Annotated in this window: 10 protein-coding genes; 4 read left to right on the top strand and 6 right to left on the bottom strand. The window is 41.6% G+C overall.

All coding sequences use genetic code 11. The features are described 5' to 3' along the window. Positions 1 to 40 precede the first annotated feature (40 nt). From CKV81_RS07365 to CKV81_RS07345, 5 genes are read right to left on the bottom strand one after another with little or no spacing between them, the layout of a single operon-like run. Positions 41 to 1318 (bottom strand): DUF6080 domain-containing protein, encoded by a 1278-nt coding sequence (locus CKV81_RS07365; RefSeq protein WP_095071946.1) that lies wholly within the window; start codon positions 1316 to 1318, stop codon positions 41 to 43. A gap of 33 nt (positions 1319 to 1351) precedes the next feature. Next, positions 1352 to 2896, bottom strand: a complete 1545-nt coding sequence (locus CKV81_RS07360; protein WP_095071944.1) for a protein adenylyltransferase SelO — start codon at positions 2894 to 2896, stop codon at positions 1352 to 1354. 54 nt (positions 2897 to 2950) lie between these two features. After that, the gene (locus tag CKV81_RS07355; RefSeq protein ID WP_095071942.1) at positions 2951 to 5341 is read right to left on the bottom strand and encodes a penicillin-binding protein 1A; all 2391 of its coding nucleotides are present in this window, start codon (positions 5339 to 5341) and stop codon (positions 2951 to 2953) included. A 1-nt stretch (position 5342) separates the two neighbouring features. Next, entirely contained in the window at positions 5343 to 5804 is a 462-nt protein-coding gene (locus CKV81_RS07350) for a gliding motility lipoprotein GldH (protein WP_095071941.1), read from the bottom strand. Further along, positions 5797 to 7122 (bottom strand): PSP1 domain-containing protein, encoded by a 1326-nt coding sequence (locus CKV81_RS07345; RefSeq protein ID WP_095071939.1) that lies wholly within the window; start codon positions 7120 to 7122, stop codon positions 5797 to 5799. The genes CKV81_RS07350 and CKV81_RS07345 overlap by 8 nt, the downstream gene beginning before the upstream one ends. Positions 7123 to 7492: 370 nt before the next feature. On the opposite strand from CKV81_RS07345, the gene CKV81_RS07340 reads away from it, so the two are divergent. The 4 genes from CKV81_RS07340 to CKV81_RS07325 all read left to right on the top strand — a co-directional run bounded on the left by CKV81_RS07340 (position 7493) and on the right by CKV81_RS07325 (position 11804). Continuing rightward, positions 7493 to 8728: an OmpP1/FadL family transporter gene (locus CKV81_RS07340; RefSeq protein WP_095071937.1), complete on the top strand. Its 1236-nt coding sequence runs from the start codon at positions 7493 to 7495 to the stop codon at positions 8726 to 8728. Between the two features lie 12 nt (positions 8729 to 8740). Beyond that, the gene (locus tag CKV81_RS07335) at positions 8741 to 10201 is read left to right on the top strand and encodes an SGNH/GDSL hydrolase family protein (RefSeq protein ID WP_095071934.1); all 1461 of its coding nucleotides are present in this window, start codon (positions 8741 to 8743) and stop codon (positions 10199 to 10201) included. Between the two features lie 97 nt (positions 10202 to 10298). Then, entirely contained in the window at positions 10299 to 10919 is a 621-nt protein-coding gene (locus CKV81_RS07330) for an energy transducer TonB (protein ID WP_095071932.1), read from the top strand. Beyond that, positions 10920 to 11804, top strand: coding sequence for a DMT family transporter (locus CKV81_RS07325; protein ID WP_258453872.1), 885 nt, complete (start codon positions 10920 to 10922; stop codon positions 11802 to 11804). 30 nt (positions 11805 to 11834) lie between these two features. On the opposite strand, the gene CKV81_RS07320 is transcribed toward CKV81_RS07325, so the two are convergent. Further along, positions 11835 to 13205 carry a tetratricopeptide repeat protein gene (locus CKV81_RS07320; RefSeq protein WP_095071930.1) on the bottom strand — a complete coding sequence of 457 codons (1371 nt, stop codon included), beginning with the start codon at positions 13203 to 13205 and terminating at the stop codon, positions 11835 to 11837. Between the last annotated feature and the right edge of the window lie 66 nt (positions 13206 to 13271).

Below are 13271 nucleotides of genomic sequence, written 5' to 3'. Positions count from 1 at the left end.
AATTTATAAAAAGAATAATCCGGTAATTTTCCGGATTTTTTTATTTCTGGTAATAAGCATTCAAGAAGCTGAAAAACTCCTCAAGCCGAATAAAATTATTGATGCCGAGATAAACAGTCATTGTCGTTACTAAAATTAAAATGGCTGAAAATTTCTTCGGTGAATTCCGGTAACTGTAACAAAGCCAACCCAGTAAAAGCGGATAAACAAACACAAAATGACCACCGTAAATATACGAGGTGTGAAGCCCAAATTTCAGGATACAGTGAATGATAATGTCAACGGCAAACGAAATCATCAGGATCTGAACAAGCTTGTTTTTGAAATTTTTGATGTAAGCCCAAATAACCAGCGCAACTAAAACCCCAATAAAAATATACGGAAACCACGATGAATAGACATCCATAAAAAGCGCTTTATACTCAAAACCTTTCCTGTTGTGGTAATCTCTCGTGATGAAATTTGAAAATAAAACGTTCCCGCCAAAAAACCACGACGCAACCATGTCCCACAGCGGTGTAACCTTTGGTTTTGAAAATTTCTCGTATTGTTCCCCTGTTTTGCTGAGGAACTTCATGTAATCAAAATTGAGACGGTACATAAAAAGCAGCCCAAAAACTGCGACGGCAACAATTCCCCTAAGGACCGCATTTCCAAAGTTTTTGAAATTCTTAAAGACCTCTTTTTCAAAAAGTACGGGAATGAAAACTTTCACCGCATTTGTAACGGTCAGCCCGCCCACTGCTACGGTGCCTGCTGTAAGTGCCAACATTGAAATTTTTTCTTCTTTACGAAGTTTCAGCGCGGCGTAATAATTAAAAAGGCACAGGAAAAACAGCGTATAAGTATAGGTTTCGGGAGTGAACGAAAGTAAAATATTGGTTGAAAAAAGCGAAAAGAATATCACGATTAAATAAGACAGCCAAATAGGAAGCCTGGTGATGTTTCTCAGGTATTTGTAAATCTGCACCAAGCTTAAACTTACTGTAACTACGCTGAACCATGCCAATGCCAGCCTGAAATTCGCATCCATTTTTCCGCCCGATACCAACAGTGCAAATTCCCGGATCCAGCCAAAGAAGTAATTGGAAAGCGGATGCCGCTCAAAACCGCCGCCCGTCATCACAATGGCACGGTTATCGAAACTGAAATAGGCATCCCAGGGAATCCGGTTATCAAAAATTATCGTGTAGCCTAACGCGATTTTCGTAGCCAAAATTCCATACAGCAGCGTGAATCCTGAGAAAACCAGAAATTCCTCTCCGCGGCTTGGGAAAACCGTTTTGAAGACATCTGCCGTTTTTTGTTTTAAGTTCAAGTGTGAAAAATTTGGCTGCAAAAATAATCAATTTTAGGAACTGCACGAGAGCATCGAGCAGCCAGGTGTGTCATCGTATTTTGCCGGCCGTTTTACACTAAATTCAGGATATTTTTCAACGTAGGGGTTTTGCAAAGCATTGACGATCTTATTCAGCAAATCTTTTTTTCCGTTATTTAATTCATCAATACATTCAAAAAGCAAATAATTCCGAAGTGTAAATTTGGGATTGCTTTTCTGCATTAAATCCAGACTTTCTTCGCGTGAAATTTCATTTGCGGAAAGACGGGTTCTATATTTTTTGATAAAATCATCCAGTTGTTTATAATCGTTTTCATTTAAATCTTTATAAAATATATCGCCAAAAAGTTCTTTCGAGCTTTCGCATTTATCCAAATACTCAAGTTTAGTAAAAAATAAGGTATAATCAACTTTCAGTTCCTGCATCATACGCTGCCAATCGTTGAAGAAATCCTCATCAGATTCTTTTAAATCATCAAAACCAAATTTTTTGCAGAGCATCTCATCATGTTTCAGCCAAAAATAATTTGAAAATTCATCCAGTGTTTTCTGAAGCGGTTGGCTGTCTTCGATCAGTGGGAAAAGTGCGTTGGCGAGTTGCCACAGGTTCCACTGCGCGATTTTTCCCTGCTGCCCGAAAGCATACCTTCTGCCGGGCAGATCGGTGGTATTGGGCGTGAAATTAAGGTCGTATTCATCAATCATCGAAAACGGGCCATAGTCGATGGTCAAACCAAGTACCGACATATTATCGGTATTCATTACGCCGTGGGTGAATCCTACTCTGGACCAGCCGACAATCATTTCTGCAGTCCTCTTTGAAACTTCATTGAAGAATTCCGCATATTTTTCTTTTCCTTCCGAAGTGATTTCCGGGAAATAATATTTAATGGTGAAGTCGGCCAGTTTTTTCAGTAAATCATACTCTTTCCGTGCGGAAACCAGTTCGAAATGCCCAAAACGCAGAAAACTTTCCGCAGTTCTGATCATCACAGCACCCATCTCCGGTTTCGGATTTCCGGAATACATGATATCGCGTACTACATTTTCACCGGTGAAGCTCATACTTAAACCTCTGGATGTTGGAACATTCAGAAAATGCATGGCTTCACTCATCAAATATTCACGCACTGTAGAGCGCAAAACAGCCCGCCCATCGGCATTTCTGGAATAGGGTGTGGCTCCGGCGCCTTTCCACTGGATTTCTGTTTTCTGTCCTTTTTCATTAATGATTTCCCCGGCATAAATTGCGCGGCCGTCACCCAGCTGACCGGCCCAGTTTCCAAACTGGTGGCCTGCATAAGCGGTGGCGTAAGTTTTTATTTGTGGTGGAATGTAATTTGAGTGGAGGAAAGCTATATCATGGTCAGATTCGGTTTTCCCCAAGCCTATTTCCTCGGAAAGTTTTTCATTGAAGATAATTAATTCCGGATTTTCAAAAGTCACTGGGTTTACCAGGGAAAAGAGCACACCGGGAGTTTGGCGTTGGTATGTATTGTACGAGAGGTCTCCCGGAAATTCTTTGGTGAATGGTTGTATGATTTTATCTAAATTCATTTTCTAAAGTTATCATTAAAAAAATAAACCTCCAGGTTTTGGAGGCTTATTTGATTATTTGTTGAAATCAATTTCGGAGTCTTTATTAAGATTCTCATTGATGTTGTCTTCCTTTTTTGGCTGTGTTGCCTTAGGTGTCGTGCCGGTTTTCGGCGGGTCATTTTTCGGGGTCGGATTTTTCAGCTCATCCAAAGTTTGCAGGCCGCCGTCGTCTCCGTAACCGCCTCCAAGTCCCTGAAGATCCGAACAGTCACCAGTCCAGTTCGATGGCTTGATGAATTTGTCTTCCGGAGAAATATTGAGCTCTTTATCTGCGTAAACCTTTTTCATAAAAATAGCCCAGATCGGTAATGCCATCTTCGCACCCTGTCCTTCACCGGTACTGCGAAAGTGTGTGGCACGGTCTTCCCAGCCTACCCAAACGCCGGTCGCCAGATTAGGTGTCATTCCGATGAACCAGCCGTCGGAGTTATTCTGTGTTGTTCCTGTTTTTGCTGCGATTTCTACTTCTTTGGGAATTCCTCTTCGCTGCAGTTCGCCGGATGCTGTACCATATTGTGCAACACCTTTCATAAGGTCGATCATGGTATAGGCATACATCTCGTTCATCACTTCCTTAGTCTGGTTTTTCACCTCGGTGATTACCCTTCCGTTGGCATCTTCAATACGCCAAATCATTTCAGGTTTTACATAATTTCCAAAGTTTGCAAATGTGCTGTACGCACCAAGCATTTCATAAATCGTAATATCTGATGAACCGAGGGCAACAGCATATTCGTTCGGAATTTCTTCTGTCACTCCTAAATCCCTCGCCAGCTGAATTACTTTTTTAGGGGTGGCCATTTCAATTAAACGTACAGCGACAGGGTTTTTAGAATGAGCCAGCGCATCCCTTAAGGTCAGTTGCCCTCCACTGCCTTCAACTTTCCAGGATCCTTTGGTATAAGTTGCGTTGGAAACCTGCGAACAAGGCGTCATACCCAGATTCATAATTGCAGTGGCATATACAAATGGCTTGAATGTGGATCCCACCTGTCTTTTTCCCTGTTTGATATGGTCGTACTGGAAGTGCTGCCAGTTGATGCCGCCTACCCATGCTTTGATTTCACCGGTTCCGGGTACCATCGACATCAAACCGGCCTGTGCGATCTGCTTGTGGTAGCGAATGGAGTCGTAGGGTGACATTTCCACCTCTTCTTCACCATTCCAGGTAAACCTTGAAGTTTTAATAGGTTTTTTGAAATCAAGCATAATGGAGTCTTCAGGAATCCCCGCTGCTTTCAGCTGCTTGTACCTCCCGGTTCTCTTCATAGCCTGAAGCATGATCCCGTCGATTTCTTTATCCGAAATCAAATAGAAAGGCCTTTGTTTTCTTCCTCTCTGCTCGTTGTCGAAATTTCTCTGAAGGTCGGTAAGGTGCTCCTTGATGGCTTCCTCTGCATATTTCTGCATTTTAGAATCCAGAGTTACGTAGATTTTAAGGCCATCCTTGAAAAGGCTGAGCGGTTTTCCGGTCTTTTTTTCGTACTCCTTCAGGTACTGATCTATTTCCTTTCTAAGATAAAATTTATAGTAAGCAGAATAACCTTCATCAATGGTTTTTATCGGATGGAAATCTACCTTTATCGGTGTATCAACAGCTTTCTGATAAGTTGCCTGGTCGATGTATCCGGTGTCGAGCATCTGCCCAAGAACAACATCCCTTCTTTTCTTGGCTCTTTCAGGGTTTCGCAAGGGGTTGTTTGCGATCGGCGCTTCCAGCATCGCTACGAACATTGCAGATTCCGGTAAGGTAAGCTGCTTTGTAGATTTATTGAAATAGATTTTAGAAGCCATTTCAATACCGTTGGCATTATAAGTAAAATCAAATTTGTTGAAATAAAGCTTTACAATTTCTTCTTTCGTGTACCTTTTCTCCAAACTGACCGCTACTACCCATTCCTTAAGTTTCTGGAAAACCCTTTTTAAGGGATTTGATGACGGATCCTGAGTGAAAAGCAGCTTAGCCAGCTGTTGAGTAATCGTGGAACCACCACCTCTGTCACCACGGAAATAGACCGCTCTGGCCACAGATTTAAGGTCAATCCCGGAGTGTTCCTTAAAACGTTCGTCTTCTTTCGCCTGCAGTGCATAAATCAAATGGGCAGGTAAATCTTTGTATTCTACCGGCTGGGTTTTTTCCTTCTCGAATTTTCCCAGAAGAACACCGTCGGATGAATAAATTTCGGATGCGACGTAGATATCCGGATTTTCGAGCTGTTTTACATCCGGCATCTCGCCAAGGAATCCCTGAGAAACCGCAAAAAACAGACCTGCGATCCCTAAAACTAGGGCGATAAGCGCCATCCAAACGAATTTTATCCATTTTTTGTAGCCGGTATTTTTTACCTTTTTAGGAGGTAAAGGAAAAGTGCTGCCTGTGGTTTTCGTCTTTTTATTTTCCATCTTATGGTTTAGCTGGTACTATTTTTATCCCAAAATCTTCGATGCCTTTCAGCGTGTCTCTTCTCATGCCGTGCTGTACATCAATGAAATACTTTCCGTTTTTTGGGAATTTGTAATTTAATTTATACTGAAACAGGGTTTCCTTAGTGTCGCCAAATCCGCTGCCGATCCATTCGCCGTTGGGTTTGGCCAGAACATAATTCACCGTATCGCTTTTGCCTCTGTTTTCTTTGCTGTATAACCTGCTGAAGAGCCAGATGTTGCTGTACGGATAATCATTATTGTTCCTTACAACAAAAATAATGTTTTTTGGATTTGGAGCGTCTTTTATTTCAAATTCAAACTTTTGTGTCGCTTTCTTGTTCCAGTTTCCGTTCAGCGAATGGATGTAAACGTCTTCACCCGAAACATTGCAGCCCAGCAGGAATAATAACGGCAATAATAACGGCAAAAGTTTATTCATTATTATTCGGTTTTGGGGTATTCTTTTTATAGTTTTTCTTGAAATTTTTCTTTGGCTTTTTGCCTTCATTAGGTTTAGAATCTTTTGCTTCCACGTTTCTGTTTGGCTTGCCTTGATTCTGATTCTGATTCTGACCTTGGTTGTGGTTTTTGTTCAGAGGCTTGCGGTTCTGGTTATCGTTGTTGCGCCTGTCCTTCTGGCTTCTGTTTTTGTTTGAAGGACGGTTTTTCTTGTCGAAACGGTCAGGATTATTTTCCTGAATCAGGTCAACTGTCTTCACCGTCGCTATTTCTTCAGAAACCAGGTCTTCAAGCAATGCTGATTTCTGTCCGTTCTTATTTTTTCGTATCTGCTCTTTAACTTTATTGATTTCAATACCATACCACGCTACCGGACTGTCGGCGTAAGCAAACCACATTTTTCTCTTGAAAACATCGATTTTTATACAGAAAGCCCTGCCTTTTTCTGTGTCAAGGGTTGTATTTGAAGAAGGAAAATCAGAAAGCGCATCCAGATAGCTGTCGAGTTCGTAATTCAGACAGCATTTAAGCTTTCCGCACTGTCCTGCCAGTTTTTGTGGGTTGATGCTCAACTGCTGGTAGCGCGCCGCGTTGGTATTTACCGAACGGAAATCTGTTAACCACGAAGAACAGCAAAGCTCGCGGCCACAGGAGCCAATCCCGCCTATTTTTGCCGCTTCCTGCCGGAAACCGATCTGTTTCATATCGATCTTGGTACGGAATGCCGCAGCATATTCTTTGATTAACTGCCTGAAATCCACCCGGTTGTCCGCCGTGTAATAAAAAGTTGCTTTCGCACCATCACCCTGGAATTCAACATCCGTGATTTTCATTTCCAAGCCAATTCTGGAGGCAATAATCTTTGCCTGAGTTTTGATGCCGTCTTCTTTTTTTCTGGCCTCCTGCCAAACTTCAACATCTTTTTGGTTTGATACCCTGTATATTTTAAGAGCCTGATCTTCAGAGAATTTTTTCTTTTTCATCTGAATTTTCACAAGCTCGCCTGTAAGGCTCACAATTCCAACATCGTGCCCCGGACTGGATTCTACGGTGACGATACTCCCGATATGCAACGGCAGGCGGTGTGTGTTCCTATAGAAACACTTTCTGTCGTTCTTAAATCTTACTTCTACATATTGTTCTTCGTTTTTCTGGCGCGGACTGTTCACGTTCGAAAGCCAGTCGAAAACACTTAATTTATAGCTGTTGCCGCAAGTATCTACATTTTCGCATCCTGTAGCGGCTTTAGTTCCGCAAGAATGACCGGAATCGCCGGATGTTTTACATCCACAACTCATAATAATAGTTTAATTAAATTCCTGCAAATTTAGTATAATTTTTCACAAACCCATCCGGTGTCTGACAATATTGCTGTTTCCGCAAATCTTAACCCAAGTTAGATTTTGCTTAATAAATAATTAAAGGTATTTATTTTTTGTTATAGATTAGGAAAAAACTAATTTTTCAGTATTAGGATAAAAATTTGGCCTGCTTAATTTTAAACACTTGTTTTGTAAAATATACATAAGTTTGTGATTGCATGTGAATTAACAGATTAAAAATCCTTAAACCAATGCTAGAAATAATAATTTGTTTAAATTTGTTAAGAAAAATTAACATCCCATTATAAAATAATTTTAAATTTGGCAGTAATAATACTATAAAAATATGAGAAAATTAATCGTTTCAGTGTCTCTTCTTGCAGGTGTTATGGTGTTTGCCGGTGGCTTCAGGGTATCTCTGCAGGGGGTAAAGCAATTGGCAATGGCACATACCAGTGCACACGCAGAGGACGCAAGCGTAGCATTCTTCAATCCTGCCGGAATTTCCTTTATTCCCGCGAAATTAAGCGTGGCAGCAGGTGGTTTTGGTGCGTTGTCTACCGTAACTTATCAAAACCCTTCAACTTTACAGTCTTACGACACGGATAATCCTATCGGAACTCCTATTTATGCAGCAATTGCTTACAAACCGGTAGAAAATGTTTCTGTAGGACTGAGTGTTACCACGCCATTTGGGAGCACGGTAGACTGGGGTGAGGACTGGGCTGGTAAGGAGCTGGTACAGAAGATGGCTCTAAAATCATTCTTTATCCAGCCAATGGTCTCTGTAAAATTAGCACCATGGGCTTCTGTTGGTGCAAGCTATATTTATGCGAAAGGCGAAGTAGACTGGGACAAAGCCGTAACACAGCTTGGCGGTTCAATGAACATCAATGACAGCAAAGCAAAAGGAAGCGGTTTTGGACTTGGTTTCTATTTCCAGCCGGATGAGAACTGGGATGTGAGTTTAGCATACCGTAGCCCGGTGCGAATGAAGGCGGACAACGGTACGGCGACTTTCAAGATTTCAAGTGCATTGTATCCAAGATTAGGGCTTTCGGCTTCAGGAACTGACAAGTTTAAGGCAACGCTTCCTTTGGTGGATGAGTGGACGGTAGGTGCAGCGGTAAACGTAACTCCTAAATGGAAACTCGCAGCAGATTTCAACTATACAGGATGGTCACAATATAACAAGCTTACGCTCGATTTCGCCAATGCGCCAGTGGGTAACCAGCCAAATGACCCAACAGTTTTGGTGACTCCGAAAAACTTCCACGATACCCGGACCATCAGATTGGGAACCGAATATAAATTCACAGAGATGATCGCCGGTAGAGCAGGTTGGTACTATGATGAATCACCATACGAGGACAAATATTTCATCCCGGAAACACCTTCTTTTGATGCTCACGTGGCAACAGCTGGTCTGGGGCTTAATTTCGGGGCTTTGGGTGTGGATCTTGCGGGTGCAGTTTCCTTCCCGAAAGCAAGAACTTTCAACAATGATTATTATAACTTCAGAGGGCAGGCAAAAGCTAAAACGTATTACTTCGGTTTAGGCCTTAACTATAATCTTAAATAATTTTAAAATAATATGAAAAAGATATTTATATCGGCATTTGCAGCCTCAATGTTGTTGTTCACATACAGCTGTAATTCTGATTTTGAAAACGATGTTACCGGAATTGCAGTTTCGAAGGGAAATGCAGACTTCACTAAATATGTAGCGCTCGGTAACTCCCTTACTTCCGGTTACAGGGACGGTGCATTATATATCGACGGTCAGAATGAATCTTACCCTAACATGATCGCTGCCCAAATGAAATTAGCAGGAGGCGGTGAATTCAAGCAGCCGCTTATGGCAGATAATCTCGGCGGTATTCCCGGCGTTTTAGCTAATAAATTGGTTCTCGCAGTAGATGCATCAGGTAGTTTAGGTCCTGTTGTAGCTGGAGGAAGTGGCACAACAACCCTGGCAAGTATTTACGGTTCTGGCCCATATCAGAACATGGGAGTTCCGGGAGCCAAATCTTTTCACCTGGTTGCCGACGGTTACGGAAATGCGGCTGGTGTAAAGGATGGTAAAGCCAATCCATATTTTGTTCGTTTTGCGTCATCCGGCACCACAAGTGTCCTAAAAGATGCGATGGCTCAGAAACCAACATTTTTCTCGCTTTGGATTGGTAATAATGATGTACTTTCTTACGCCACTTCAGGAGGTTCAGGAAAAGATCAGACAGGAAACATGAATCCAGCAACCTACGGAGGAAATGATATTACGGATCCAAAGGTTTATGCGAGCGTAATCAAATCGATCCTTGACGGAATGAAAGCTGCTGGTGCTACCAAGGGTGTTTTGGCTAATATTCCGAACGTAACATCCATTCCTTTCTTTACTACGGTTCCAGCGAAGCCTATTGCAGGATTAACAGATGCACAGGTTACAGCTTTGAATACAGCTTATGCAAAATATAACGGTGGTCTTGCTTTGGCGAAAGCAGCAGGAGCGATCAAAGATGCAGAATATCAGCAAAGATTAATCAAATTCACTGGTGGTGCCGTTGCAAACGGCGCGGTGATCGAGGATAAGGATTTGACGGATTTGTCCGCGTTGGGACTGCCTTCATACAGACAAACCACTTCTGCAGATTTTATCCTTTTAACAACTGCAGCTGCGCTTAAGACTGGTGGCGGTACACAAACACCACTTACCAATGCCCAAGTTCTTACTGAAAAAGAGACATCAAGAGTTCTTACTGCAACAGCAGCTTACAATGCATCACTTTCTCAACTGGCTGCAGCTTACGGTTTAGCTTTGGTGGACGCTAACTCAAAAATGGTTCAGCTTTCTGCGGCTTCAGGCCTACAGTTCGACGGTGTGAAATACAATACCACTTTTGTTACCGGAGGTGCTTTCTCGCTTGATGGCGTACATCTTACCGGTAGAGGTTATGCGGTCATTGCAAACGAGTTTATATCTGCAATTAATTCAACTTACGGTTCCAATTTGCCAATGGTTGAGGTAAACAAATACTCAGGAGTTACATTTCCATAATCAAACGATTATTATTTTGAAAGAGCCGGTCAATTTGTACCGGCTTTTTTTATTTTCTTAAAGTACAATTGCTATTTTTACCAAAGATTTTAAGATAATGTTTTACAGGTTAGGCATACTTTTGCTGTTTTTTTCCAATTTGGTATTTGCGCAGCAGAATCAGGATTTTAGGGATGTTAAGGAACATTTTGACAGGCAAAGGAATTTAATTACCAATGAATTTAAGAATCGGCTGGCTGATTTGCCTGCCAATGAGGTAGCAGAAATGCAGCAGCAGTTCATTGAATTTATGGTGAAACTCGACAGCGTGCAGAATTCAACCCTTACCAGAGCTTTGATTAAAGTGAAAAACGAGGAAGATTTACAAAAAATCTATAAAGCTCCAGTTCAGGATATCCGGCAACAGCAGCAACCGGTTTCGGCCGTAGAAAAAACTCCGGAATACCCCGGTGGAATCAATAATTTGAGAACACAGATTGCAGATCTTTTTTACTTTGATTCTGATACTTCCGACAAAATCCTGAAAACCAACGTTACATTTCTGGTAGAAAAAGATGGATATATCTCAAATGTTTTCGCAGAAGGTGATAACCTCAATTTTAACCGGCAAGCCATGATTGCGGTTTATCTTTTACCCGAAAAATTCACCCCGGCAACGGTCAACGGAACCGCTGTGCGATATATGTACCGCCTGCCTTTAACCATGAATTTTGAATAAATGAAGCTGAGTAAAGAAAAGGAAAAATGGGTACTTCTTGTGGTTCTTACGCTGATCTGGGGTTCTTCATTCATTTTAATTAAAAAATCTCTCCTGCATTACAATCCCTACGAAGTTGGCAGTTTGCGGATAGCCATTGCGTCTGTTCTCCTGATGCCGCTGGCAATTATAAACATCAGAAAATTTCCCAGGAAACAACTGAAATATCTTTTGGTAGCAGCCGCTTGCGGGAATTTTATTCCTATGTTTCTGTTTCCAATGGCAGAAACCGAAATAAGCAGTGCCGTTGCAGGAATCATCAATTCGGTGATGCCGATTTTCGTCATTATTCTGGGGGCACTGTTTTGGAACACCAAAACTACAAAACAGCAAATCATCGGTACGGTTATAAGCTTTTCCGGAGTTTGCATTCTTACTTTGGGTGGTGGTGAAGCCGGTGAACTGAAAATAATCCCGATATTACTGCTTCTTCTGGCGACCTTACTTTATGCGATCAACAGCCTGACGGTGAAAACGAAATTAGGACACGTGGAACCAAAGGCACTTTCGGCGTTTGTTTTTGGGTTTGTGCTGTTTGTACCCTCACTTATAGCATTGGTTTTTGCTGGTTTTTTCAGGGATTTTTCTTTTTCAAAAGATAATTTTGAAGGCCTGGTGTATGTCTCGATGCTTTCAGTTTTCGGCACGGGTCTGGCGATGATGCTCAACTACAGACTTTTAAGCGTTTCAAGCGCGCTGTTTAGTTCAACCGTGACATTACTGATGCCTATTGTTGCTATCATATGGGGGATTATTGATGGTGAAGAGCTGTCGGTGATGCAGTTTGTCGGTGCAGCGGTAATCATTGCGGGACTGATATTCCTCCGCGGAAAAACCCAAAAATAAAAAAACCACAACCGAAGCTGTGGTTTGAAATTATTTCTTTTTGGATTTTACTTTTTTCATTTCATCCTTTATGTAAGGATATTTTTGCTGCATATCCTCGGCCAGTCCTGGATCCAGTTCCAGGGCTTTTCTCAGCGCCTCGCGGCCTTTTTCGTCTTCTCTCAGATGATAATAGCAGTTGCTTAACTGATAGTAAAGCTCTGCGCGCTTGTGCTTTCTTGTAGCTTTTAAAAGGGTTGTCACCGCATCTTCGTAATCGCCCAAAAGCATAATCACTTCCGCATAAGCATACCAGTTGTAGAACCGGTTCGGTTCGTGATCTACCAGTTTTTTCAGGCAGTATAAACTCTCTTCAAACTTTCCGGAATCGATATACAGAAATGCCAGACGCTTTTGATAATCAAGATTATTTTCGTTCAGATTTGTGGCTTCTTTGGCAAAATGCAGGGCTTCTTTCATCCCGCCCATTTCTTCGTAAATGTAGCTTTGCTCCATCATTGCCAGGTAAAACTGCGGGTCCTCAATCAAAGATTTCTGAAAAGATGAAAGCGCGTTCACCAGCTGCTTCATTTCCTTGTAGCAAAGGCCAATCTTATAATAAGTGAAGGCTTTTGTATATTCCAGTTCGAGCATTTCGCCGTAGACATCGATAGCTTTTGAGAAGTTTCCCAATGCTTCATAACACGCCGCTTTATTTGAGTAAACACCAACTGATGAGGAGTTTATGGCCAAAAGATAATCGAATCCCCTGATCGCTTCCTCATAATTTTTTCTGTTGAAGTGAAACTGGCCGTACTCGAACCATGCCGTTTCTGAGAACGGAAAATCATCCAGATATTCATTCAGGAAGCTGATGGCTTCATCGTATTTTTTCAGGTCGCTGAAACAAATCATTGTGTTTTCAAGAGCATAATCATCATTTGGATCGGCTTTTAAAGCTTCCTTATAATGTTTCAATGCACTGAAAGGATCGCCAAGATTCACGAATTCATCGGCAATGAAATTGTGAAGGAAGTTTTCTTCCTCTTCCAGTTCCAGCGCTTTTTGGCAATATTCAATCGCCCTTCTGGGATTGCCGAGGTTTGAATAATATTTAGCGCAGCAAACCAGAAAATCGGTACTCTCCATACATGAAGCTTTCAGTTCTGTGATGAGGTTTTTTGCCTGATTGTAGTCCTCAAGCTCAAGTAAAACTTCCAGTTTCTTGGTTTTAATTTCGATGGAATTCGGGTGCAGCTTCAGGCCGAAATTTACCGCCATTTCTGCATAGGAAAAATCTCCCAGTTCCAGATAGTAAATGATGATATCCTCGAGTTCTTCGGTATCGAAGTAAAACTCTTCATTGTTTTCAATCATCTCCTCGAACTTTTTTGCAAGTTCATTTTCAAAAAATTCTTCCAATATTTTATCTCAAAGTCTTTTCAATGCAGGGAAAATCTATCTCAACTTCGAAAAAACATATAAATT

It is taken from the genome of Chryseobacterium taklimakanense (assembly GCF_900187185.1).
In the GTDB taxonomy this organism is placed as follows: Bacteria; Bacteroidota; Bacteroidia; order Flavobacteriales; family Weeksellaceae; genus Planobacterium; species Planobacterium taklimakanense.
The sequence above is the reverse complement of the archived record's forward strand: the minus strand, read 5'-3'. Positions and strand labels throughout refer to the sequence as shown.

What these genes read in the sequence shown, in the direction of transcription:
- CKV81_RS07355 (WP_095071942.1), bottom strand. Translation starts at nt 5,341, where the DNA reads ATGGAAAATAAAAAGACGAAAACCACAGGCAGCACTTTTCCTTTACCT.
- CKV81_RS07360 (WP_095071944.1), bottom strand. Translation starts at nt 2,896, where the DNA reads ATGAATTTAGATAAAATCATACAACCATTCACCAAAGAATTTCCGGGA.
- CKV81_RS07350 (WP_095071941.1), bottom strand. Translation starts at nt 5,804, where the DNA reads ATGAATAAACTTTTGCCGTTATTATTGCCGTTATTATTCCTGCTGGGC.
- CKV81_RS07340 (WP_095071937.1), top strand. Translation starts at nt 7,493, where the DNA reads ATGAGAAAATTAATCGTTTCAGTGTCTCTTCTTGCAGGTGTTATGGTG.
- CKV81_RS07330 (WP_095071932.1), top strand. Translation starts at nt 10,299, where the DNA reads ATGTTTTACAGGTTAGGCATACTTTTGCTGTTTTTTTCCAATTTGGTA.
- CKV81_RS07335 (WP_095071934.1), top strand. Translation starts at nt 8,741, where the DNA reads ATGAAAAAGATATTTATATCGGCATTTGCAGCCTCAATGTTGTTGTTC.
- CKV81_RS07345 (WP_095071939.1), bottom strand. Translation starts at nt 7,122, where the DNA reads ATGAGTTGTGGATGTAAAACATCCGGCGATTCCGGTCATTCTTGCGGA.
- CKV81_RS07325 (WP_258453872.1), top strand. Translation starts at nt 10,920, where the DNA reads ATGAAGCTGAGTAAAGAAAAGGAAAAATGGGTACTTCTTGTGGTTCTT.